General features: G+C 71.6%; 18 protein-coding genes and 1 tRNA gene. 9 read left to right on the top strand and 10 right to left on the bottom strand.

Annotation, left to right across the window (positions count from 1 at the left end; genetic code table 11):
- Positions 1-68 precede the first annotated feature (68 nt).
- The gene (locus ACSNOK_RS03675) at positions 69-626 is read right to left on the bottom strand and encodes a GNAT family N-acetyltransferase (RefSeq protein ID WP_436779075.1); all 558 of its coding nucleotides are present in this window, start codon (positions 624-626) and stop codon (positions 69-71) included.
- 460 nt (positions 627-1,086) lie between these two features.
- Here ACSNOK_RS03675 and ACSNOK_RS03670 point away from each other — a divergent pair, with 460 nt between their 5' ends.
- The 3 genes from ACSNOK_RS03670 (at position 1,087) to ACSNOK_RS03660 (ending at position 4,899) form a co-directional block, all read left to right on the top strand.
- Complete coding sequence (locus tag ACSNOK_RS03670; protein ID WP_436779085.1) at positions 1,087-2,628, top strand: M4 family metallopeptidase; 1,542 nt, start codon at positions 1,087-1,089, stop codon at positions 2,626-2,628.
- Positions 2,629-2,709: 81 nt separating this feature from the next.
- On the top strand, positions 2,710-3,207 hold the full coding sequence (locus tag ACSNOK_RS03665) for a hypothetical protein (RefSeq protein ID WP_436779074.1): 498 nt from the start codon (positions 2,710-2,712) through the stop codon (positions 3,205-3,207).
- 111 nt (positions 3,208-3,318) lie between these two features.
- Positions 3,319-4,899 (top strand): MFS transporter, encoded by a 1,581-nt coding sequence (locus ACSNOK_RS03660; RefSeq protein ID WP_436779073.1) that lies wholly within the window; start codon positions 3,319-3,321, stop codon positions 4,897-4,899.
- A 32-nt stretch (positions 4,900-4,931) separates the two neighbouring features.
- Here ACSNOK_RS03660 and ACSNOK_RS03655 read toward each other — a convergent pair whose 3' ends face one another.
- The gene (locus ACSNOK_RS03655; protein WP_436779072.1) at positions 4,932-6,068 is read right to left on the bottom strand and encodes an aminopeptidase P family protein; all 1,137 of its coding nucleotides are present in this window, start codon (positions 6,066-6,068) and stop codon (positions 4,932-4,934) included.
- A gap of 269 nt (positions 6,069-6,337) precedes the next feature.
- Between ACSNOK_RS03655 and ACSNOK_RS03650 the strand changes: the two genes are divergently transcribed.
- Entirely contained in the window at positions 6,338-8,503 is a 2,166-nt protein-coding gene (locus ACSNOK_RS03650; RefSeq protein ID WP_436779071.1) for an MMPL family transporter, read from the top strand.
- Positions 8,504-8,700: 197 nt separating this feature from the next.
- On the opposite strand, the gene ACSNOK_RS03645 is transcribed toward ACSNOK_RS03650, so the two are convergent.
- Positions 8,701-8,774 (bottom strand) — tRNA-Thr (locus ACSNOK_RS03645).
- 190 nt (positions 8,775-8,964) lie between these two features.
- Here ACSNOK_RS03645 and ACSNOK_RS03640 point away from each other — a divergent pair.
- The 3 genes from ACSNOK_RS03640 (at position 8,965) to ACSNOK_RS03630 (ending at position 11,506) form a co-directional block, all read left to right on the top strand.
- The gene (locus ACSNOK_RS03640; protein WP_436779084.1) at positions 8,965-10,101 is read left to right on the top strand and encodes an ABC transporter ATP-binding protein; all 1,137 of its coding nucleotides are present in this window, start codon (positions 8,965-8,967) and stop codon (positions 10,099-10,101) included.
- 200 nt (positions 10,102-10,301) lie between these two features.
- Entirely contained in the window at positions 10,302-10,718 is a 417-nt protein-coding gene (locus ACSNOK_RS03635; protein ID WP_436779070.1) for a hypothetical protein, read from the top strand.
- A 65-nt stretch (positions 10,719-10,783) separates the two neighbouring features.
- Positions 10,784-11,506 (top strand): nucleotidyltransferase family protein, encoded by a 723-nt coding sequence (locus ACSNOK_RS03630; protein WP_436779069.1) that lies wholly within the window; start codon positions 10,784-10,786, stop codon positions 11,504-11,506.
- 40 nt (positions 11,507-11,546) lie between these two features.
- Here the strand turns inward: ACSNOK_RS03630 and ACSNOK_RS03625 are convergent, their stop codons facing one another.
- The 3 genes from ACSNOK_RS03625 to cysS form a co-directional block, all read right to left on the bottom strand.
- On the bottom strand, positions 11,547-13,151 hold the full coding sequence (locus ACSNOK_RS03625; RefSeq protein ID WP_436779068.1) for a DoxX family membrane protein: 1,605 nt from the start codon (positions 13,149-13,151) through the stop codon (positions 11,547-11,549).
- A gap of 198 nt (positions 13,152-13,349) precedes the next feature.
- On the bottom strand, positions 13,350-14,300 hold the full coding sequence (gene rlmB / locus ACSNOK_RS03620; protein ID WP_351503347.1) for a 23S rRNA (guanosine(2251)-2'-O)-methyltransferase RlmB: 951 nt from the start codon (positions 14,298-14,300) through the stop codon (positions 13,350-13,352).
- 71 nt (positions 14,301-14,371) lie between these two features.
- On the bottom strand, positions 14,372-15,763 hold the full coding sequence (cysS, locus tag ACSNOK_RS03615; protein ID WP_436779067.1) for a cysteine--tRNA ligase: 1,392 nt from the start codon (positions 15,761-15,763) through the stop codon (positions 14,372-14,374).
- A 235-nt stretch (positions 15,764-15,998) separates the two neighbouring features.
- Here cysS and ACSNOK_RS03610 point away from each other — a divergent pair, with 235 nt between their 5' ends.
- Together ACSNOK_RS03610 and ACSNOK_RS03605 are read left to right on the top strand one after the other, a co-directional pair.
- A complete protein-coding gene (locus ACSNOK_RS03610) occupies positions 15,999-17,192 on the top strand; it encodes an acyltransferase family protein (protein ID WP_436779066.1) in 1,194 nt (397 codons plus the stop codon).
- 140 nt (positions 17,193-17,332) lie between these two features.
- Positions 17,333-18,556, top strand: coding sequence for an acyltransferase family protein (locus ACSNOK_RS03605; RefSeq protein ID WP_436779065.1), 1,224 nt, complete (start codon positions 17,333-17,335; stop codon positions 18,554-18,556).
- Between the two features lie 55 nt (positions 18,557-18,611).
- Here ACSNOK_RS03605 and ACSNOK_RS03600 read toward each other — a convergent pair whose 3' ends face one another.
- The 4 genes from ACSNOK_RS03600 to ACSNOK_RS03585 all read right to left on the bottom strand — a co-directional run bounded on the left by ACSNOK_RS03600 (position 18,612) and on the right by ACSNOK_RS03585 (position 21,310).
- Positions 18,612-19,019 (bottom strand): PPOX class F420-dependent oxidoreductase, encoded by a 408-nt coding sequence (locus ACSNOK_RS03600; RefSeq protein ID WP_436779064.1) that lies wholly within the window; start codon positions 19,017-19,019, stop codon positions 18,612-18,614.
- A gap of 133 nt (positions 19,020-19,152) precedes the next feature.
- A complete protein-coding gene (ispF, locus tag ACSNOK_RS03595; RefSeq protein ID WP_436779063.1) occupies positions 19,153-19,644 on the bottom strand; it encodes a 2-C-methyl-D-erythritol 2,4-cyclodiphosphate synthase in 492 nt (163 codons plus the stop codon).
- Positions 19,634-20,434: a 2-C-methyl-D-erythritol 4-phosphate cytidylyltransferase gene (ispD, locus tag ACSNOK_RS03590; protein ID WP_436779062.1), complete on the bottom strand. Its 801-nt coding sequence runs from the start codon at positions 20,432-20,434 to the stop codon at positions 19,634-19,636. Before ispD ends, ispF begins: the two co-directional genes overlap by 11 nt.
- Positions 20,435-20,827: 393 nt before the next feature.
- Positions 20,828-21,310 (bottom strand): CarD family transcriptional regulator, encoded by a 483-nt coding sequence (locus ACSNOK_RS03585; protein WP_003953493.1) that lies wholly within the window; start codon positions 21,308-21,310, stop codon positions 20,828-20,830.
- Positions 21,311-21,591: the final 281 nt, after the last annotated feature.

Below are 21,591 nucleotides of genomic sequence, written 5' to 3'. Positions count from 1 at the left end.
ACCGGGCGGGCTGATTCAGCCCGCCCGGTGCGCGTGCGCATGGACAAGCGCCACCGTCTGTGACACCCTCACCACAGCCGGTCGATCTCCCCGGAGTACAGTCCGATCCGGCTCCCCCGGAAGGCCGCCGCCGCCCGCCGCGCCCGGGCGGTGAAGAATCCGGCCATGGTGACTTTGTCGAACCCCGGACCGTCGCTCGGGAACGGATCACCCGGTGTCCCGCCGACGAGAACGGTCCCTTCCAGCGCCTCCCAGCCCGCGCTCTCGTAGAACGCGCGCAGTGGCCTGTCACAGGTGAACAGGCCGATGTCCGCCCCGTCCGCGGCGATCCACTCCCGCGCGGCGGCCACGAGCCGGCGCCCGTGGCCCCGGCCCCGCCGGGCCCGGTCGGTGACCACCGCGCTCAGCCCGGAGGCGCGGTAACGCGCGCCCGCGTGCTCGATCTCCTTCGACAGGACGTCGAGCGCCGCCGCCACCTCACCGTCCGGTGAGACGAGCAGCATCGCGACCGGGCGCAGCGCGGGGTCGGGCGGTCCGCCGCCGGCCCACACCTGGGCGCGCAGCGCTTCCGCCCGGGCGGCCAGCTCCGCCGGAACGCACCCCTCCGCGTAGGTCCTGACCTGCACTCCGCCTCCTTCGTCCGGCGCCCCCGCGGATCCGCCGGGGCTCCCGCGCGCGCCCGCCCGGCCGGGCGGAGCGGGGTGCGGCACGTCCGTACGCCGCCCGAGGGAAGCGCCGGACGAATCCACCCGAAACCGCCTGCCCACAGCCCACTTTGCGACACGTCCCAGGTGTCACTCGGGCCACTAGAGCCCCAACTCTGCCTTTCCTAAACCTGAAGCCCCAACTCCGACCGGAACTGACCCTTTTTTGAAAACAGCAGATCACATCCTTGTTGCGCCCCTGTCAAAAGCGGTCAGTTGCTGGCACGCTCTCCTCCATTCCGCTTCTGCACCCCTCAAGCACCAGCGGGCCGTCCCACCCCCGGGCGGCCCGTAACCCCCCTCAGAGGAGACAGAGTTGAGACTCACCGCCACCCCCCGCACCACGGCCCTGCGTGCCGCCGCTCTCGTCGCTTCCGCGGCGATGGTCGTCGTCGGCGTGCAGACGGGCAGCGCGAGCGCCTCGGGTGACCGTGACAGCGGAGGGCTGCCACTGACGCTCTCCGCGAGCCAGCGCACCGCCGCCATCCAGGAGGCCCAGAGCGGCGCGTCGGCGACCGCCGCCAAGATCGGCCTCGGCGGCAAGGAGAAGCTGATCGCCCGCGACGTCGTCAAGGACGCCGACGGCACCGTCCACACGCGCTACGAGCGCACCTACGACGGCCTGCCCGTGCTCGGCGGTGACCTGATCGTCCACGAGAAGGGCGGGGGCCGCTCGGTCACCAAGGCGACCGACGCGTCCATAGCCGTCTCGACCAGCGCCTCCGTGGCCCCGGCCGAGGCGAGGAAGTCGGCGCTGAGCGCCGCCGCCGACCAGAAGACCGCCAAGCCGGCCGGCCAGGAGCCGCGCAAGGTCGTCTGGGCCGCGCAGGGCAAGCCGGTCCTGGCGTACGAGACCGTGGTCACCGGCGTGCAGAAGGACGGCACCCCGAGCGAGCTGCACGTGATCACCAACGCGGCCACCGGGAAGAAGCTCTACCAGTACGAGGCCATCGAGACCGGCACCGGCACCAGCACCTACAGCGGCACCGTCCCGCTGACCACCACCAAGTCGGGCTCGCAGTACCAGCTCACCGACGGCGCGCGTGGCGGCCACAAGACGTACGACCTCAACCAGGGCCAGTCCGGCACCGGTTCGCTGTTCACCAACAGCACCGACACCTGGGGCAGCGGCCGGCAGAAGGCCGGCGTCGACGCGCACTACGGCGCGGCCGTCACCTGGGACTTCTACAAGAACACCTTCGGCCGCAACGGCATCCGCAACGACGGCAAGGGCGCCTACTCCCGCGTCCACTACGGCAACGGCTACGTCAACGCCTTCTGGTCCGACTCCTGCTTCTGCATGACGTACGGCGACGGCGAGGGCAACAAGAACCCCCTCACCTCCCTCGACGTGGCGGCCCACGAGATGAGCCACGGCGTCACCTCCGCCACGGCCAAGCTCGTGTACAGCGGCGAGTCCGGCGGCCTCAACGAGGCGACCAGCGACATCTTCGGCGCCTCCGTCGAGTTCTTCGCCAACAACAAGACCGACGTGGGCGACTACCTCATCGGCGAGAAGATCAACATCTTCGGTGACGGCAAGCCGCTGCGCTACATGGACAAGCCCAGCAAGGACGGCAAGTCCAAGGACAGCTGGTACTCCGGCATCGGCGGCGTCGACGTCCACTACTCGTCCGGCCCCGCCAACCACTTCTTCTACCTGCTCTCCGAGGGCAGCGGAAAGAAGACGATCAACGGTGTGACGTACGACAGCCCGACCGCCGACGGGTCCAAGGTCACCGGCATCGGCCGGGACAAGGCCCAGAAGATCTGGTACAAGGCGCTGACCACGCAGTTCACCTCGAACACCAACTACGCCAAGGCGCGCACCGGCACCCTGAACGCCGCCGCGTCGCTCTACGGCAACAACAGCGCGGAGTACAAGGCCGTGGCCGCGGCCTGGTCCGGGGTCAACGTCAAGTAATCCCGGCACACCGAGCGGTACCGCAGCCCGTGCCCCCGGCCGACGCGCCGGGGGCACGGGCGCCGTGACACCATCGGGGACGTGATCGACCTCGGCTACTCGCTCTCCCGCCGCTTCCCCGACCCGCCGCAGACGGACTACCGCACCGCCGACGTCCGGGCCCTGCGGCACGACCTCTTCTGCGGCGACGTCTACCTCGCCGACACCAAGGAGGACCGGGAGCTGTCCACAGCCTGGGGATGGGTGCCGGTGCTGGACTTCGCCTGGGCGCTGTGCGACATCGTCGAGGAGCTGGACCGCGACCCGCGCGGCTCCCGGTCGGCGACTCCCCGGTACGCCGAGCTCGACTTCACCGAGTCCAGCGACCGCATGCTCTTCGAGCGCCGCTTCGGCTGGGTGGAGGTCACCGCGGACTGGGCCCCCGTCGAGGAGCCCCCGCTCGTCCTCGACCACCGGGCGCTCCGCCGGGAGGCCCGGGACTTCCTGCACGACCTGATCGCCGACCTCTCCGACATGCACGAGGGCCTGGGCGACAACCCGGTCGTGTGGATGCTGCAGAGCCGCTTCCCACGCGTCTGACGGGGCTCCGGGGGGCTCATGGGTCGTAAGTGACCCGAGAGGCGCGTGTCACCCGGAGGGCCTAGGCTGATCCGAGAGCTTCTGCACCCTCATGGCTGCGAGGTTCCCTCCATGGCCTCCCCCACCGCACCGTCCTCCCCCGCGCCCTCCGCCTCCGCGACCGACCCCCGCCGCTGGTGGGGACTGATGTTCATCGGCCTCGCCCAGCTGATGGTCGTCCTCGACGCGACGATCGTGAACATCGCCCTGCCGTCCGCCCAGCGCGAGCTGTCGATGTCGGACACCAACCGGCAGTGGGTGATCACCGCGTACACCCTGGCCTTCGGCGGGCTGCTGCTGCTCGGCGGCCGGGTCGCCGACCTGGTCGGCCGGAAACGGACGTTCCTCGCCGGGCTGGTCGGCTTCGCCGTCGCCTCGGCGCTGGGCGGCGCCGCGCAGACGGACTGGCAGCTGTTCGGCGCCCGCGCGCTGCAGGGCGTGTTCGCCGCCCTGCTGGCGCCCTCCGCGCTCTCCCTGCTGACGACGACGTTCACCGACCCGCGGGAGCGCGGCAAGGCCTTCGGCGTGTACAGCGGCATCGCGGGCGCCGGATCGGCCGTCGGCCTGCTCGCGGGCGGCCTGCTCACCGAGTACCTGGACTGGCGCTGGTGCATGTACGTGAACGCCCCGATCGCGCTGATCGCGTTCGCCGGCGGCCTGTGGTCGCTGCACGACCACCGCCCCGAGCGGCGCCCCCGGCTGGACCTGCGCGGCGTCGTCCTCGCCTGCGCGGGCCTGGTCGCCGTCGTCTACGGATGCAGCGAGGCCGAACCACGCGGCTGGGACAGCCCCCTCGTCCTCTCCATGCTGATCGCCGGAGTGCTGCTGCTGGCCCTGTTCGGCTGGTGGCAGACCCGGGCCGGCAGCCCGCTGCTGCCCCCACGCATCGTGCGCGACCGCAACCGGGCGGGCGCCTTCCTGACGCTGGGCCTGGCCGTGATCGCCATGTTCGGGATGTTCCTGTACATGACGTACTACTTCCAGGACGTCCTCGGCTACCGGCCGGTCGAGGCCGGTCTGGCGTTCCTGCCGATGTCCGTCACGATCATCCTCACCAGCACCCAGATCGCCTCCCGGCTGCTGCACCGCCTGCCGCCGCGCCTGCTGATCTCGCCGGGGACGCTGCTGGCCGCCGTGGCCCTGTTCCTGCTGACGTTCCTGCCGGTGAAGGCCGACTACGTGGCGCACGTCCTGCCGTCGACGCTGCTGTTCGGCCTGGGCATGGGGCTGATCTTCGTGGCCGTGATGGACACCGCGACGAAGGGCGTCGACCCGAACGACTCCGGCGTCACCTCCGCCACTGTCAACACCTGCCAGCAAGTAGGCGGTTCGATCGGCACGGCCCTGCTCAACACCATCGCCACCTCCACCGCCGGCACGTACGTCGCCGCCCACCTGAAGTCGGCGGCGGCCACCGGCCCGGTCACCCCGGCGGTGCGCTCGGCCATCGCCAAGGACGGGGTGGTGCACGGCTTCCACGTCGGACTGGCCTGGGCCTCGGTGATCATGCTGGCGGCCTCCGTGGTGGCCTGGTTCGTGATCACGGCCCCGGCGCCGCGCGACGGGCACCGGACCGCGGGGGACGGCGCGGACGAGGACCGGCGAGCGGGGGACGCGGAGTACGACCCGCGCCGTATGCGCGCGGGCCCCTGAACCGCCACCCCGGTCACGGACGGCCGGCACGGTCACGATACGACCAGCAGCTCCCGCCCCGTCGTGTTCAGCCGCCTGCCGCCGTCCTCCGTGCACACCACGATGTCCTCGATCCGCACCCCGAAGCGGCCCGGCAGGTAGATCCCGGGCTCGATCGAGAAGCACATCCCCGGTACCAGGGTGAGGTGTTCGCCCTCGACCATGTACGGCGGCTCGTGGGTGGTGACGCCGATCCCGTGGCCGGTCCGGTGGACGAAGTACTCGCCGTAGCCGTGCCGGGCGATCACCTGGCGGGCCGCCCGGTCGACGTCCTGGCAGGCCGCGCCCGGCCGGACGGCCTCGAACGCCGCCTGCTGCGCCTCCCGGACCAGGTCGTGGACCTTGCGCTCCTCCGCGCCCGGCTCCCCCACGTGGACCGTGCGGGTGGTGTCGGAACCGTAGCCGTCCATCAGGCCGCCAAAGTCCATGACGACCATGTCGCCGTCCTGGATGACCCGGTCGCCCGCCTCGTGGTGCGGGTTGGCACCGTTGGGGCCGGAGCCGACGATGGTGAAGTCCACTTGCTGGTGGCCATGCTCGCGGAGCAGCCGATCCAGGTCAGCGGCCACCTCGCGCTCCCGCCGCCCGGCGAACGGCAGCCGGACGATCTCCTCGTACGTGGCGTCGGCCGCCGCCCCCGCCGCCGCGAGCCGCTCCACCTCGTAGGCGTCCTTGACCGCGCGCAGCATCGGCAACGCCTCGGTCAGCGCGGCGTGGGCGCCGCCGGGGCGCAGCCGCTGGAAGGCCAGCAGGTGCAGGGCCCAGGTGTTGTCGGAGACGCCGTACCGGCCCCGCGGTTCGAGGTGGTGGGCGAGCGCGTCGTAGGGGTTCTCGGCATCCCGCCAGCCGGCGACGGTCAACGCCGTTGCGCCGGGCGCCTTTTCGGCGTCGGGCCGCTCCAGCTCGGGGACCAGCAGCAGCGGCCTGCGGCCGGGGGTCACCACCAGCGCGGTGAGGCGCTCGGTGACGGGCGGGTGGTAGCCGCAGAGCCAGGCCAGGTCGGGGCCGGGCGCGATGATCAGTCCGGCCATGCCGGCCTGGGCGGCGGAGCGGGCCGCGCGCTCCATCCGGGCCGCGTAGTGGCCCGGGTCCAGCGGGCCGGAGGACGCTTCCATCGACGTGATCGCCATGGGGGCAGCGTAATCCGGGTGGAGACGTTCGGCAGGTGATCTCTACCTCACGGGTGAGACGCCTCTCCTCCGAGGGGAGGAGAGACCCCCACCCCAGGGCCGATTTTCCCCTGATTAATCGACTATTCGTTGGACCCGGGTAAGGAGCGTCCCTAGCGTAGGGATGCCCGCGCGGGGGGCCATGCCCTCCGCCGGACCGCACCAAGTCCTTGCACTATTCACACAGTGTTCCCGTAAATCCACGCAATTCCAAGGGGGAGCTCCTCACCATGTTCCGACGAGTCGGACGGTTCGCCGTCCACCGGCCCTGGGTCACGATCCTGGCCTGGATCGTGGCCGCCGTGGCCCTCGGCATTCTGGCCCCCGGCCTGAAGTCCACCACGGACCAGGCGGAGTTCCTGCCGTCTCACTACGAGTCCGTCAAGGCGGGCAAGGTTCAGGAGAAGGCGTTCCCCCAGGACGAACAGGCCGCCGCGCTGGGCGTCTTCAAGCGTGCCGACGGCGGGAAGCTCACCGCCCAGGACAAGCGGGACGTGGCGAAGGTCGCGGCCGGCCTGGACGCCAAGCATTACAAGAAGATATCGAAGGTGGTGACCAACGAGAAGGCCGTCTCCCCCAACCAGGAGATAGCCCTGGCCAACATCTACTCCAGCGAGAAGAACTGGTCGGACAAGGACGTCACCAAGTCCATCAAGAGCCTGCGTGAGGACGCCAAACCGCTCCTCAAGGGCACCCAGTTGAAGCTGGGCGTCACCGGTCAGGCGGCGTCCAACCTCGACGCCGAGGAGTCGTCCGGCGACACCGACGCCATGATCATGATGGCCACGCTGGTCCTCATCATCGTGCTGCTGCTGGTCATCTTCCGCAGCCCGCTCATCGCCATCCTGCCGGTCGTCATCATCTTCGTCGTCGCCTCGGTGGCCAACGGCCTGATCGGCACGGCGGCCTCGGTCGGCGGCCTCAAGGCCGACGCCAGCATCACCCCGATCCTGATCGTGGTGCTCTTCGGCGTGGGTACCGACTACATCCTCTTCCTGCTCTTCCGCTACCGCGAGCTGCTGCGCAACGGCGAGGAGCCCAAGGCGGCCCTGGCCGAGGCGGTCGCGCGGGTCGGCGAGACGATCGCCTCCGCCGCCGGCGCGGTCATCGCCTCGTTCCTGGCGCTGCTGCTGTCCACGATGGGCATGATGAAGGCCATGGGCCCGTCCCTGGCCATCGCCGTCGCGGTGACCCTGGTGGCCGCGCTCACCCTGGTCCCGGCCGTCTTCTCGCTGCTCGGCACCAAGGCGTTCTGGCCCTCCAAGGCCTGGAAGAAGACCCCGAAGAACCGCATGGCCAACGGCGTCGGCGGTATGGTCTCCCGGCGTCCGGGCCTCGTGGCCGCCCTGTCCGCCGCGGTCCTGGCCGTTCTGGCGGTCGGCGCGTTCGGGTTCAAGTCGCAGTTCGACATGGAGAGCCAGCTGCCCGAGAAGCTGGAGTCCGTCCAGGCGATGAAGGACCTTCAGAAGGGCTTCTCCGCCGGCCAGGCCGACCCGTCCACGGTCTTCGTCAAGTCGAAGGACGGCAAGCCGCTCGACACCGGCTCGCTGGAGGCGTTCCGCGGCAAGCTCAAGGACGTCAAGGGCGTGGCCGAGGTCAGCCCGGGCGTCCCGAGCAAGGACAAGTCCGTCGTCCAGTTCAGTGTGATCACCAAGGCCAAGCCCAGCGCCGACGAGGCCATCGAGCTCGCCGGCGGCGACCTGCGCGACACCGCGCACAAGGCGGCTCCGCAGGGCACCGAGGCCCTGGTCGGAGGCACCTCGGCGGTCCTCGCCGACATCGAGAACGCCGTCGCCCACGACTACAAGGTCGTCTTCCCGGTCGCCGGTCTCGCGATCATGCTGATCCTGGGTCTGCTGCTCCGCAGCGTGGTCGCGCCGGTCTACCTGATGATCGCGGTCGCCCTCGGCTTCGGCGCCACCCTCGGCTCCACGGTCTGGCTGTTCCAGGACCTCAAGGGCGAGGACGGCATGCTGTTCATGCTGCCGATCATCATCTATCTCTTCGTGGTGGCGATCGGTACGGACTACAACATCCTGATGGTCGCCCGCCTCCGCGAGGAGGTCCGCAAGGGCGTGCCGCCACGCGAGGCCATCCGCACCGCGGTCGCCCAGTCGGCCCCGACGGTCGCCTCCGCGGCGATCATCCTGGCCGGTACGTTCGGTGTGCTGCTGCTCGCCGAGAACTCCATGCTCCAGCAGATGGGCTTCGCGGTCGCCTTCGGCATCCTGCTCACCGCGTTCGTGATGGCGATGCTGCTCGTGCCGACGGTCACGTCGCTGCTGGGCCACAAGGCGTGGTGGCCGGGCCACCAGGACGCTCCGCGTGAGGACCCGCTGGTGAAGGCGGAGTACGGCGGCACGCACGACGCGCCGTCGTACAGCGGACACCGGTAGGAGACCGGTGGCGCCCCTGCCGCCTACGGCGGTGGGGGCGCCCCTGCCCCGCCCTTTCACCGTTTCTCGGGGGGGCGAGCCCCCGCACCCCCGAAACCGCGCTCCGCGCGGTTGTCCTCAAACGCCGGACGGGCCGGCCGGGGGCAACGACAAAGCCCGGGCCTAAGGCCCGGGCTTCGCTCTGCGCGCAGCGAGAGAGCCGCCTGTCGGGTTCGAACCGACGACCCCCTGTTTACAAGACAGGTGCTCTGGCCAGCTGAGCTAAGGCGGCACGCGGCAAGCACGCGGAAGCAGTCTAACCGGAGACAGCCCCGCCGCTCCCCCCGATTTTCGCGACCGCGGACTGCTGACAACCGCCCGGTCCGGAGGTAGCGTCACCGGCAACCCGTCCGCATTGGACTGGACCACTCCCTCTACTCGGATCGTCCGGCACGTTCCTGCCGGTGAAGGGACCCACCACCATGGCCACGGTCACGTACGACAAGGCGACCCGGATCTACCCGGGCTCCGACAAACCCGCCGTCGACCAGCTCGACATCGAGATCGAGGACGGCGAATTCCTCGTCCTGGTCGGCCCGTCGGGCTGCGGGAAGTCCACCTCCCTGCGGATGCTCGCGGGCCTGGAGGACGTCAATGGCGGCTCGATCCGCATCGGCGACCGCGACGTCACCAACCTGCCGCCGAAGGACCGGGACATCGCCATGGTGTTCCAGAACTACGCGCTCTACCCGCACATGACCGTCGCCGACAACATGGGCTTCGCCCTGAAGATCGCGGGCGTGCCCAAGGCGGAGATCCGGCAGAAGGTCGAGGACGCGGCACGCATCCTGGACCTCACGGAGTACCTGGGCCGCAAGCCGAAGGCGCTCTCCGGCGGTCAGCGGCAGCGCGTGGCGATGGGCCGGGCGATCGTCCGCGAGCCGCAGGTGTTCCTGATGGACGAGCCGCTGTCGAACCTGGACGCCAAGCTGCGCGTGCAGACCCGCACCCAGATCGCCGGCCTCCAGCGGCGCCTCGGCATCACCACCGTCTACGTCACCCACGACCAGGTCGAGGCCATGACCATGGGCGACCGGGTGGCGGTGCTCAAGGACGGCCTCCTCCAGCAGATCGACTCGCCGCGCAATATGTACGACCGCCCGGCCAACCTCTTCGTCGCCGGCTTCATCGGCTCCCCGGCCATGAACCTGGTCGAGGTGCCGATCACCGACGGCGGCGTCAAGTTCGGCAACAGCGTGGTCCCGGTCTCCCGCGAGGCGCTGGCCGCCGCGGCCGACCGCGGCGACCGGACGGTGACCGTCGGCGTCCGGCCCGAGCACTTCGACGTCGTGGAGCAGAACGGCGACACGGCCCGGATGCTGAGCAAGGAGACCGACGACGCCCCCGCCGGCCTGGCCGTCACGGTCAACGTGGTCGAGGAGCTGGGCGCCGACGGCTATGTGTACGGCACGGCGGAGGTCGGCGGCGAGACGAAGGACCTGGTCGTCCGCGTCAACGGGCGGCGCGTGCCGGAGAAGGGCTCCGCCCTGCACGTCGTCCCGCGCCCCGGCGAGCTGCACGTCTTCTCGACCTCGTCGGGCGAGCGGCTGAGCGATTGATTCACGCCGCCGTGCCGCCCCGCGCCGGGCGGCACGGCGGGCCTTACAGGCGGTCAACCGGACGCGTCACCGATTCCACGGCGACCTCCCCTGGTCCGGGCCCACGGGCGTCAACTCTTCCCCCTGAAGGCCCACGGTAATGCCACCCGATCGGGTGACTAAATGTCGCGGTCTCATTACGCCTCGCTACCATCTGCGGCATGAACCAGGCCGCCCGCCGCATCGGCAGAACCCTCGCCCTCGTCCTCCCCGTCGTCATGGTGCTCTCCGGGACCCTCGCCGTCACCCGGGTCCCGTGGGCGGCGCCCACCGCCGAGTCCCAGGTGCTCACCGCGTCCTCGGACACCGCCTCCAGCCAGGCCAGGGCCCGCGCCCCGCACGAGGTGCTGCGGGACAAGCTGCTCACGGAGCTCCAGGAGAAGAACCCCGGAGTGGCGCTGACCCACCTCCAGGAGGCCACCAACGGCCGCCCCTCGCTGGCGCGTTACTGCGTGGACATCGCCCGCGTCCTGGGCCAGGCCGCCGTCGCCAAGTACCACTCCGCGAAGAAGGCCCAGGCGTACTCGCGCCCGGTCTGCGACACCTCGTACGCCTCCGGGGTGGCCCAGGGCCACTGACGGCCCTCCCACCCCGGCGGCGGCCGGTCGCACCGCACCCCGCGGCACGGCATATCGTGCGGGGCATGACCGGCACGCACCCCGTCCCCACGCCCGCGCAAGCCGTGATCCTGGCCGGAGGCCAGGGGTCACGGCTTCGCCCTTACACCGACGACCGTCCCAAGCCGATGGTCGAGATCCCCGGCACCGGCGTGCCCATCATCGGCCACCAGCTGGCCTGGCTCGCCGCCGAGGGCGTCACCGACGCCGTCGTCTCCTGCGGCCACCTCGCCGAGGTGCTCCAGGCCTGGCTCGCGTCGGCCGACCTCCCGCTGCGGGTGACGACGGTGGTGGAGAAGGAGCCGCTCGGCCGCGGCGGCGGCCTCAAGCACGCCGCCGCCTCCCTCCCCCACCCCGACCGGCCCTGGTACGCCACCAACGGGGACATCTGGACGCGGTTCTCGCTCCGCGAGATGGCCGCCTTCCACCACGAGCGGGACGCCACCGCGACCCTCGCCCTGGCCCGCCCCCGGATCCCCTGGGGAGCCGTGGAGACCGACGAGTTCGGGCACGTCCTGGACTTCATCGAGGCCCCGCCCTCGCCCTACCTGATCAACGCGGGCGTCTACGTCTTCTCGGCGGGCTTCGCCGACCTGCTGCCCGAGCGCGGCGACCACGAGCGCACCACCTTCCCCCGGCTCGCCCGGGAGCGGCGGCTGGCGGGCTACCCGCTGCCGCACGGCGCATACTGGCGGGCCATCGACACCGCCAAGGACCTGACGGAGGCGGCCCGGGAACTGGCCGGCTGACGTCCCTCCGACGCGCCGCGGCCGGGAGCCGGCCTCCGGCTCAGCCGAGGAGGCCGCCGAGGGCGCCACCGCCCGTCATGCCTCCGGTGGAGCCGGTGCCTCCCGACGACGTCCCGCCACCGGTCGACCCGCCGGTGGTCGCGGCACCCGTGGGGCTGTGCGGCGCGGCCGGGGCGGCGGGACGCTGGTGGGGCGTCCGGGTCGCCGGACGGGTGCCGGGCGTACCGGCCGCCGGGTGGCCGGAAGTCGCCGCCCCCGTCGGGGACTTCACCGACCCCGGAACGGCCGGCTTCGCGCTCGGTGACGGCGTCTTCCGGCCCGTGGCGCTCGGCCGGGGCGTCCCCGGCGTCGCCGAGCCGTGGGCGCCGCCGCGCGGGGTGGAACCGGCCGACGGACGCTGCGGGAGCGGCGAACCGGGCAGGTTGTTGACCGGCGGGGCGGACGGGCCCGGCGCCGGGGCCGGCCGCGAGGAGCGGACGGCGCCGCCGAGCATCGAACCCACCAGCAGCGACAGGCCGATGAGCACCGTCGCCATGACCGTGCCGCGGCGCAGCACCCGCCGCCGCAGCTGCCCGATCCCGGCCCGGGGGCCGAGCCGCCGCCACGCCTCGCCGGCGAGCCGGCCGTCGACGGAGTACACCGGGGCGCCCGCGATCACCAACGGGCTCCAGGCGGCCAGGTAGATGATGTCCGGGGCGTCGTAAGCCGGAACGGTCCGCCAGCTGACGGTGACCAGCAGGGTGGCCGAGAGCAGCACGCCGACGGCGGCGGCGAGGCGCTGCCAGAGGCCGAAGATGGTGAGGACGCCGACGATGATCTGGAGGAAGGCCACGGTCAGGCCCGCGCCCACCGGGTGGGCCAGCGCCAGCTCCCGGAGCGGGGCGGCGGCGGGCCAGGGGTGCAGCGAGGTCAGCCAAGTGACCATGGAGCCGCGCTTGCCGCCGTCGAAGTAGACGGGGTCGCACAGCTTGCCCATGCCGGCGTAGACGGAGATCAGACCGAGGAAGACGCGCAGCGGCAGCAGGACGACGCCCAGGTTCATCCGGCGCCCGGGGTAGTAGGCGTGCAGGTCGGAGTCGCCGCGGTCGCGGCCGTCGCTTCCGGTGCCCTCGCCGTCCTCGTCGGACCAGTCGCCCTCGTTCTCGTCGAACTCGCCGTAGTCGTACGGCTGTTCGTCGAACGCCCCCCGGGCCGGGCGGACCCCGGCGAGCAGCGGCTCCCCCGGTTCGACGGGACCTCGGGGGCCGATGACGGTGGTCGGGGCGTCGTCGACGCCGATCCTCGGCAGGACCTGGGTGGCCCCGGCCTCGCCGCCGGCGCGGGCGGCCCCGGACTCCCGCACGGCGTCGAGGAGCCGGGTCGGCGCCGCGTCACCGGGCTCGGCCCGCCCGCTCCACACCACGGGGGCCCGGCGTTTGGCCGGGCCCTTGACGGTGGGCAGCTGCGCCGTGTCGGCGGCGACTCCGGCGTAGTGCCGGGCGGCTGCGTGCGGGGGACGCGCGAGCTGCACGCGGAAGCTCAGGTGGTTGCCGGAGACCTGCGCGGGGTCGGACGGGACTTTCACCGTACTCAGCGCGGGCTGGTCGTCGTACCCGGAAGAGCTTCCCCCCGTAGGTGTGCGGGGTGTTCTGGTGTCCACGCTCATCTAACCGAGTGACCGGAGCTTAGGACACTGCCTTGACCGACACGGGTGTCCGAGACCCGTCAAGACGGGCAACAGGCGGAACCGCAAGGGCCGGACGGGGAGAAAATCGGCCCCGTCCGGCCCTTGCGTACACCGCGCTCGGCGCCCTTCCACCACGGACCGCGGCGCACCGCGGAAGACCGCCGGGCGGCCGCGCCGTCACGCCCGGCGGCGCGCCGCCTCGTACAGCACGACGCCCGCCGCGACACCGGCGTTCAGCGACTCGGCGCCGCCCGGCATCGGGATGCGGACCCGGAAGTCGCAGGTCTCGCCGACGAGCCGGGAGAGGCCCTTGCCCTCGCTGCCCACGACGATCACGACCGGGCCCTCCAGCGCGTCCAGCTCGTGCAGCTCGACGTCGCCGTCGGCGGCCAGGCCGACGACCATCAGGCCCTCCTTCTGGTACGCCTCCAGCGTCCGCGTCATGTTCGTGGCGCGGGCGACGGGCGTCCGGGCGGCGGTGCCGGCCGAGGTCTTCCAGGCGCTGGCCGTCATCCCGGCCGCGCGCCGCTCGGGCACGACCACGCCGTGGCCGCCGAAGGCGGAGACGGAGCGGACGACGGCGCCGAGGTTGCGCGGGTCGGTGATGCCGTCGAGGGCGACGATCAGCGGGTCCTCGCCGTCGGCGTGCGCCGCCGCGGTGAGGTCCTCGGGGTGCGCGTAGTCGTACGGCGGCACCGAGAGGACGAGGCCCTGGTGGTTGAGGCCGTTGGTCATGCGGTCGAGCTCGGGGCGGGGGGCCTCCATGAGGTTGAGGCCCTTGTCCGTGGCGAGCTGGAGCGCCTCGCGGACGCGCTCGTCGTTGTCCAGGTACTGCTGGACGTAGAGCGTGGTCGCGGGGACGCCCTCGCGCAGCGCCTCGACCACGGAGTTGCGGCCGACGACGAGCTCGTTGGTGCCCTTGGGGCCGCCGCGGCGCGGGGCCGGGCGGCGGGCCGCCTGCTTGGCCTGGGCGTTCGCGACGCGGTTCTTCTTGTGGCCCTTGCGCATGTGCGCGGGCGGGGTCGGGCCCTTGCCCTCCAGGCCCCGGCGTCGCTGGCCGCCGCTGCCGACCGTCGCGCCCTTCTTGTTGGACGTGCGGCGGTTCCTGCGCTGGCTGTTGCCGGCCATGGGGTCACCTGTTTCTTCACTGCCAGAGCCGCTGGCCGCGACTCAGTAGACGTACGTACGAAAAGTGTCGCTCAGGAAAGCGACCAGCGCGGGCCGGACGGGGTGTCCTCGATCGCGAGACCGGACTGCTGGAGCTGGTCGCGGAGGGCGTCGGCGGTGGCGTAGTCCTTGCGGGCGCGGGCCGCCTGGCGCTGCTCCAGCACCATCCGGACCAGCGAGTCCACCACACCGTGCAGGTCGTCGCCGCGGTCGCCGCCGGACCACCGCTCGTCCAGCGGGTCCAGGCCCAGGACGCCGAGCATGGCCCGCACCTCGGCCAGACGGGCGACGGCGCCCTCCTTGTCGTCGGCGGTGAGGGCCGCGTTGCCCTGGCGGACGGTGGTGTGCACGACGGCCAGCGCCTGCGGGACGCCGAAGTCGTCGTCCATCGCCTCGGCGAAGGCGGGCGGCACCTCGGCCGCCGGGGGGACCGTCTTCCCCGCCTTCTCGGTGACGCGCTGCACGAACCCCTCGATCCGCGCGAACGCCGACTCGGCCTCCCGCAGCGCCTCCGGGCTGTACTCGATCATCGAGCGGTAGTGCGGGGTGCCCAGGTAGTAGCGGAGGACGATCGGGCGCCACTCCTTGACCATCTCCGAGACGAGCACCGAGTTGCCCAGCGACTTGGACATCTTCTCGCCGCTCATGGTGACCCAGGCGTTGTGCACCCAGTAGGCGGCGAAGTCGTCGCCGAAGGCCTTGGCCTGGGCGATCTCGTTCTCGTGGTGCGGGAAGATCAGGTCGAGGCCGCCGCCGTGGATGTCGAAGGCGGTCCCCAGGTACTTGTGCGCCATGGCCGAGCACTCCAGGTGCCAGCCCGGGCGGCCGCGGCCCCAGGGGGTCTCCCAGCTGGGCTCGCCCTCCTTGGCCGCCTTCCACATGGCGAAGTCGCGCGGGTCGCGCTTGCCGGTCTCGCCCTCGCCGGAGGGCTGGAGCAGATTCTCCAGCTCCTGGTTGGAGAGGCGCAGGTAGTCGGCGTAGGAGCGGACGTCGAAGTAGACGTTGCCGTCGGCGGCGTAGGCGTGACCCCGCTCGATCAGCCCGCGCATCATCTCGATCATCTCGGGGACGTGGCCCGTGGCGCGCGGCTCGACGGTCGGGGGCAGGCAGCCCAGGGCGTCGTAGCCGGCGTTGAACGCGCGCTCGTTCTCGTAGCCGATCGCCCACCAGGGGCGGCCCTGCTCGGCCGACTTTTTAATGATCTTGTCATCGATGTCGGTCACATTGCGGACGAACGTCACGTCGTAGCCGCGGTAGGCGAACCAGCGGCGCATGATGTCGAAGTTCAGCCCCGACCGGATGTGTCCGATGTGCGGCGCGGCCTGCACGGTCGCGCCACACAGGTAGATCGAGACGCAGCCCGGGACGAGCGGGGAGAAGTCACGGATCTGCCGGGCGCTGGTGTCGTACAGGCGAATAGTCACGGAACCAGGGTAGTGGTCCCATGGCAGTGCCCCGGGCGCGCGGCACCCGGATCCGACCCTGATCCGGACCCCGAGCGCCCTCGGGGGCGTGCGCGGCCGGGCGCGGAGCGGTCGGGACGCGCCCCCTCGGCGCGCTTTGCCCGCTATTTAATGTTTTGCGGCAAAAATGCAATTCCGCGTGGTAACTTCCCGGGCACACCTCGGGACCGGAGCGCCGCGGACACCAGGAGGGGCGTTGCACTCCACTCTGCCGGTACAGCAGGAACACCCCCAACCCCGGGAACCGTCCCCGACGTCCGGCGCGCGCCGCCCGGGCCGGCTGGCCGCCCTGGACGGGCTGCGGCTCTGCGCGGCACTGATGGTGGTCGCCTACCACTGGATCGCCTTCGGCAGCGGCGCCTGGGGGCACCGCTCCGCCCGTGACCTCTTCCCCACCGCGTACCTGCCCGCGTCCTACGGCTGGCTGGGCGTCCAGCTCTTCTTCCTGATCAGCGGGTTCGTGATCTGCATGAGCGGCTGGGGCAAGGGCGTCGGGCAGTTCGCCGTCTCCCGGATCACCCGGCTCTTCCCCGCCTACTGGTTCGCGGTCCTGCTGGTCGCTCTCGCCGTCCGGCTGTGGCCCGTGGTCAACTCCCCCACCGCCCTCCAGGACGTCGCCGTCAACCTCACGATGCTCCAGGAACCCCTGGGGGTGGAACCGGTCGACGGCGTGTACTGGACCCTCTGGATCGAGGTCCGCTTCTACCTGCTGTTCGCCCTGGTCGTCCACGGGGGGCTCGACTACCGGCGCGTCGTCGCCTTCTGCGGGCTCTGGGGCGCCGGCGCGGTCGTCGCCCGGGCCACCGGCGACCAGCTGCTCGAACGCGTCCTGCTGCCCTACGACTGCTGGTACTTCATCGCGGGCATCGCCTTCTACCTGATGTACCGCTTCCGCCCGGCCCCGCTCCTCTGGCTGATCGTCGGCGGCACCTTCCTGATCGCCCAGCACGACCTGCTCGTCGCCGAGCGCCGCGCGGAGGCGTACATGGGCCACCGGGTGCCCCACTGGCCCACCCTCGCCCTGGTCGCCGTGTTCTACCTCTCCCTGATGGCGGTCGCTCTGGGGTGGACACGGCGGCTGGACTGGCGTTGGCTGTCCACCGCGGGGGCGCTGACCTATCCCCTCTACCTGCTCCACGAGCGCCTCGGCTGGGTGGTCATCCGGTACGCGGACGGGCATCTTCCGCGCCACGTACTGCTCCCCCTCCTGCTGGCGGGGGCGCTGACGGCCGCCTGGCTGGTGCACCGGGGGATCGAGCGCCCGCTGGCCCGCCGGCTCGGGGACGCGCTGCGGCGCGCCGTCGCACGGCGGGGGGCAGGCCCGCCGGGCCCGGCCGGCACCGTCCGGTCACCCGGTCGTCACGCGACCGTCGGGGAACGGCGGGGATGAATACCACCATCCAGGGGAGACGGTGGAGAAAAACCGAGACAGGAGACCACGGTCGCAGCCATGCGCACGTCCTCTGTGTCAGCATTCCCGCACACCCCCGCTCTGTATGACGATCTGACTAGCCCACGGAAGAGGACGACATGCGCTTCGCCAGGCGAGGTGGACTCGACGGCGCCCCACGAGCCGTCCGGCGCCCGGCACCCCGGCTCGCCGTACTGGACGGCCTCCGTCTGGTGGCGGCCCTCATGGTCGTGGTCTTCCACTACACCGCCCTGCGCGGCGGTTGGGACCGGCACCCGGACAAGGTCTTCCCGGTCCTGCGGACGGTCACCCGCTACGGCTTCGTCGGCGTCGAGGTCTTCTTCCTGATCAGCGGTTTCGTCATCTGCATGAGCACCTGGGGACGGTCGCTCGGCGACTTCGTGGTCTCCCGCGTCTCCCGGATCTACCCCGCCTACTGGTTCGCGGTCTTCCTCACCGCCGGGGTGATCACGCTGTGGCCGCAGGTGCGCACCGTGGAGAGCTGGGACGTCGTCCTCACCAACCTCACGATGGTCCAGGAGGCCTTCGGGGTCTGGGACGTGGACGGCGTCTACTGGACGCTGTTCATCGAGCTCAAGTTCTACGCCCTCTTCGCGATCGTGGTGGCCACCGGCGTCACGTACCGCAAGTGCGTCCTGTTCTGCGGCGTCTGGACCGTCGCGGCGGTCGTCGCCCCGCAGTCCGACAGCAAGCTGCTGGAGATGTGGGCGACCCCGCTCTACACGCCCTACTTCGTGGCCGGCATCGCCTTCTACCTGATGCACCGCTTCAAGCCCACGGCGCTGCTGTGGGGCATCACCGCGATCTCCCTGCTGATCGCGCTGCACGGGGTGCCCAAGCGGGTCGCCGACAACACCAACACCAGCATCCCGACCTGGCCGGCCAAGCTGCTGGTGGTCGCGGCCTTCGTGCTCATGGCACTGATCGCGCTGGGGTACTTCAACCGGATCCAGTGGCGCTGGCTCACCACCGCCGGCGCCCTCACCTACCCGCTGTACCTCATCCACCAGTACATCGGCATGACCGTCATCCACGGCCTGCGCTCCCACATCCCGCCGTACCCGCTGGTGGCCGGCCTGATCGCGGTGATGCTGACGGCCGCCTGGCTGATCCACCGCTGTATCGAACGCCCGGTGGGCAAACGCCTGCGGCGCGCGATGCAGCAGGGCATGGAGGAGATGCGCCGCAACTCCACCGTCCCCGCGCTGCGCAAGCCCGACCCGCAGAGCGGCCTGGCGATCCTCCAGGAGCCTCGCAACTCCAAGCCCTTCGAACCGGCCGAGTCCGGCCGGGTGGGTGCCGGCACGGTCGACGGCGGCTGAGGACGGACGACGCGCGGACGCGCCCCCCGGGGAACGGGGGGCGCGTCCGGCCGTCTCAGAGCCTGCCGACCACCTTGCGCGGCCTGACGCGGACGACGATCCGCTCGGCGTCGTTCTTCGCGTCCGGGTTGAAGTCCGCGTACGCCTTGCCCGTGTACTTGCGGGACAGCTCGTCGATGAGCTCCTGACCGCCCTCGGTGGTCAGCTCCGCGGTACCGCGGATCTCGGCGTAGGTGTAGGGGGCGTTCGGCGGGTTCACCAGGACGGTGATCCGCGGGTCGCGGCGGAGGTTCCGCTCCTTCCGGCGCCCGACGGTCGTCGAGATCAGCAGGTCGTCGCCGTCCCGCTTGATCCAGGTGACCGACAGCTGGGGGCTGCCGTCGGGCTGGACGGTGGCGACGGTGACGAAGGCGGGGTTGTCGTCCAGGTACTGCTTCAGGTCGTCCGAGAGCGTGGCTGACACCTTCCGGGTCCTTCCCTCAGTGACGGGCGCGCACCGGGCGGGTGCGCGCACGGCGAAGTGCGGTACCGGATCACCGTAAGCCACGCCACCGTCACCGAGGGGGGCAATGCCGCCTACGGCAGGGGTGCCCCGCTCAGCGCCGGTACACCAGCGCCGTCGCCACCGCCGCCAGGCCCTCCGCGCGGCCGGTCAGGCCCAGCCCGTCGGTGGTCGTCCCGGAGACGGACACCGGGGCGCCCACCGCCTCCGACAGCACGCGCTGCGCCTCGGCCCGGCGCTTGCCGATCTTCGGGCGGACGCCGATGACCTGCACCGCCACATTGCCGATCCCGAAGCCCTCGGCGCGGACGATGCGGGCGGCCTCGGCCAGCAGCGTCACGCCGGAGGCGCCGGACCACTCGGGGCGGTCGGTGCCGAAGTGGGCGCCCAGGTCGCCGATGCCGGCGGCGGAGAACAGCGCGTCACAGGCGGCGTGCGCGGCGACGTCGCCGTCCGAGTGGCCGGCGAGGCCGTGCGTAGCGCCCTCCCAGAGCAGGCCCGCGCACCACAGTTCGCGGCCCTCCTCGAAGGCGTGCACGTCGGTGCCGATTCCCACCAGGGGCAGGGCCGGTACGTCAGAAGCCATCGTTGGCCCTCCTCCGGGCGATCACTGCCTCGGCCAGCACCAGGTCCAGCGGCCTGGTCACCTTGAACGCCTCCTCGTGCCCGGGGACGAGCACGACGGGGACGCCCAGCCGCTCGACCATCCCCGCGTCGTCGGTGGCCCCGTCGCCCTCGCGGGCGGCCGTCTCGAACTTCGCGTGGGCGGCGTCCAGGGTCTGCCGGTCGAAGCCCTGCGGGGTCTGCACGGCCCGCAGCAGGGCGCGCTCCGGGGTGCCGGTGACGGTCTCGGGGCCGCCGGCGTCCGCGCCGTCGCGCGGGGCGACCTGCTTGACCGTGTCGGCCAGCGGCAGGGCCGGCACCACGGCCGGGTGGCCGGAGCGGACGGCCGCGACGACGGAGTCGACCGTGTCGACGGGGACGAGCGGGCGGGCCGCGTCGTGGACCAGGACGATCCCGACGTCGTCGGGCAGGGCCTTGAGCCCCAGGCCGACCGACTCCTGCCGGGTGGCTCCGCCGGGGACGACCGTGACCTCGGTCCGGTCGCCCGCGAGCGGGAACTCGTCGAGCAGCGACCGCACCTCGGCCTCGCCGTCGGGCGGGGCCACGACCACGACCAGGGAGACGGCCCGGGAGGCGGTCATCGCGCGGACGGCGCGCACCAGCATGGGCGTACCGCCGAGGGCGCGCAGCGCCTTGGGTGCGCCGGGGCCGAGCCGGACGCCGCGGCCGGCCGCGGGGATCACCGCGGCCGTACGGGGCGCGGGTGGGCCGGAAGTCTCCGGCCGGGCGGGAACGGTGGCTCGATCAGACATCGCGTTGGCGTTCAGGTTTGCTTCCTCGGCCGAGGTGGGTATGGCCTGGGGGAACCCCGAGCGCGCAGGGCTCGGGACAATTCCGGGCGCTCACCGTGACCAGCCCCTTCCGTGAACGACTGGTCCGGCCGCTCGCCCGCCCGACATCCGTGCGGCGGACCCTCGTCATGGAATGACACGGGTACGTTCGGTGACACGGGTGGTACGGCGGGTGCGGGTCCGGGTTCACCGGTCCCGGCGGAGCGGGGATGCCGTGCCGGAGCAGAGATGCCGCAGCGCCCGTCGGACGAGCTGTTCGTTCGTCAGCGGGCACCGCGGCACTTCCACGTCGCGACTGCGTCGCACTACTTCTGTTGTGCGGCGGGGAGCCGGCACCTGAGCGTCAGGTGTGCGTCAGGACGCGAGAACCTCGTCGAGCAGGGCCTCGGCCTTGTCCTCGTTCGTGTTCTCAGCGAGAGCGAGCTCGCTGACCAGGATCTGACGGGCCTTGGCGAGCATGCGCTTCTCGCCGGCGGACAGACCGCGCTCGCGCTCCCGGCGCCACAGGTCGCGGACGACCTCGGCGACCTTGATCACATCGCCGGAGGCGAGCTTCTCCAGGTTCGCCTTGTAGCGGCGCGACCAGTTGGTCGGCTCTTCGGCGTACGGCGCCCGAAGAACCTCGAAGACCCGGTCGAGCCCGTCCTGGCCGACCACATCGCGAACACCGACGAACTCCGCATTGTCCGCCGGCACCCGAACCGTCAGGTCACCCTGGGCGACCTTCAGCACCAAGTAGGTCTTGTCCACGCCTTTGATCTGGCGAGTTTCGATGGCCTCGATCAGCGCGGCCCCGTGATGGGGATAGACCACGGTGTCGCCAACCTTGAACGTCATGTGACAGGTACCCCTTCCGTGGCTATCCAGTCTAACACGGGAAGTGTTGGTTCTGAATGGCGTTTCCGCAGGTCAGGGCATATCTCGGGGCTTGACAACAGCGGCCGGGACGTGCTGCGCGGGGGTTCCGGAAGCAGGTATTCGCAGGTCGGAGCGGTTGTCCGGGGCAAGCGAAACGGGCACGTTACACGTACCGGGACGGGCACGCGAGCGGTCGAACGTCCCGTTTTGCCGGGGTCCGGTCGTGGCAGTTCCGGTACTCCGTTCGGGGCGGCGGCTCC

The organism is Streptomyces sp. URMC 126, from assembly GCF_051386555.1.
GTDB lineage: Bacteria > Actinomycetota > Actinomycetes > Streptomycetales > Streptomycetaceae > Streptomyces.
The sequence above is the reverse complement of the archived record's forward strand: the minus strand, read 5'-3'. Positions and strand labels throughout refer to the sequence as shown.

Coding starts and splice junctions, on each gene's coding strand:
- ACSNOK_RS03670 (WP_436779085.1), top strand. CDS start 1,087: ATGGTCGTCGTCGGCGTGCAGACGGGCAGCGCGAGCGCCTCGGGTGAC.
- ACSNOK_RS03660 (WP_436779073.1), top strand. CDS start 3,319: ATGGCCTCCCCCACCGCACCGTCCTCCCCCGCGCCCTCCGCCTCCGCG.
- ACSNOK_RS03655 (WP_436779072.1), bottom strand. CDS start 6,068: ATGGCGATCACGTCGATGGAAGCGTCCTCCGGCCCGCTGGACCCGGGC.
- ACSNOK_RS03650 (WP_436779071.1), top strand. CDS start 6,338: ATGTTCCGACGAGTCGGACGGTTCGCCGTCCACCGGCCCTGGGTCACG.
- ACSNOK_RS03640 (WP_436779084.1), top strand. CDS start 8,965: ATGGCCACGGTCACGTACGACAAGGCGACCCGGATCTACCCGGGCTCC.
- ACSNOK_RS03635 (WP_436779070.1), top strand. CDS start 10,302: ATGAACCAGGCCGCCCGCCGCATCGGCAGAACCCTCGCCCTCGTCCTC.
- ACSNOK_RS03630 (WP_436779069.1), top strand. CDS start 10,784: ATGACCGGCACGCACCCCGTCCCCACGCCCGCGCAAGCCGTGATCCTG.
- ACSNOK_RS03625 (WP_436779068.1), bottom strand. CDS start 13,151: ATGAGCGTGGACACCAGAACACCCCGCACACCTACGGGGGGAAGCTCT.
- rlmB (WP_351503347.1), bottom strand. CDS start 14,300: ATGGCCGGCAACAGCCAGCGCAGGAACCGCCGCACGTCCAACAAGAAG.
- ACSNOK_RS03605 (WP_436779065.1), top strand. CDS start 17,333: ATGCGCTTCGCCAGGCGAGGTGGACTCGACGGCGCCCCACGAGCCGTC.
- ispF (WP_436779063.1), bottom strand. CDS start 19,644: ATGGCTTCTGACGTACCGGCCCTGCCCCTGGTGGGAATCGGCACCGAC.
- ispD (WP_436779062.1), bottom strand. CDS start 20,434: ATGTCTGATCGAGCCACCGTTCCCGCCCGGCCGGAGACTTCCGGCCCA.
- ACSNOK_RS03585 (WP_003953493.1), bottom strand. CDS start 21,310: ATGACGTTCAAGGTTGGCGACACCGTGGTCTATCCCCATCACGGGGCC.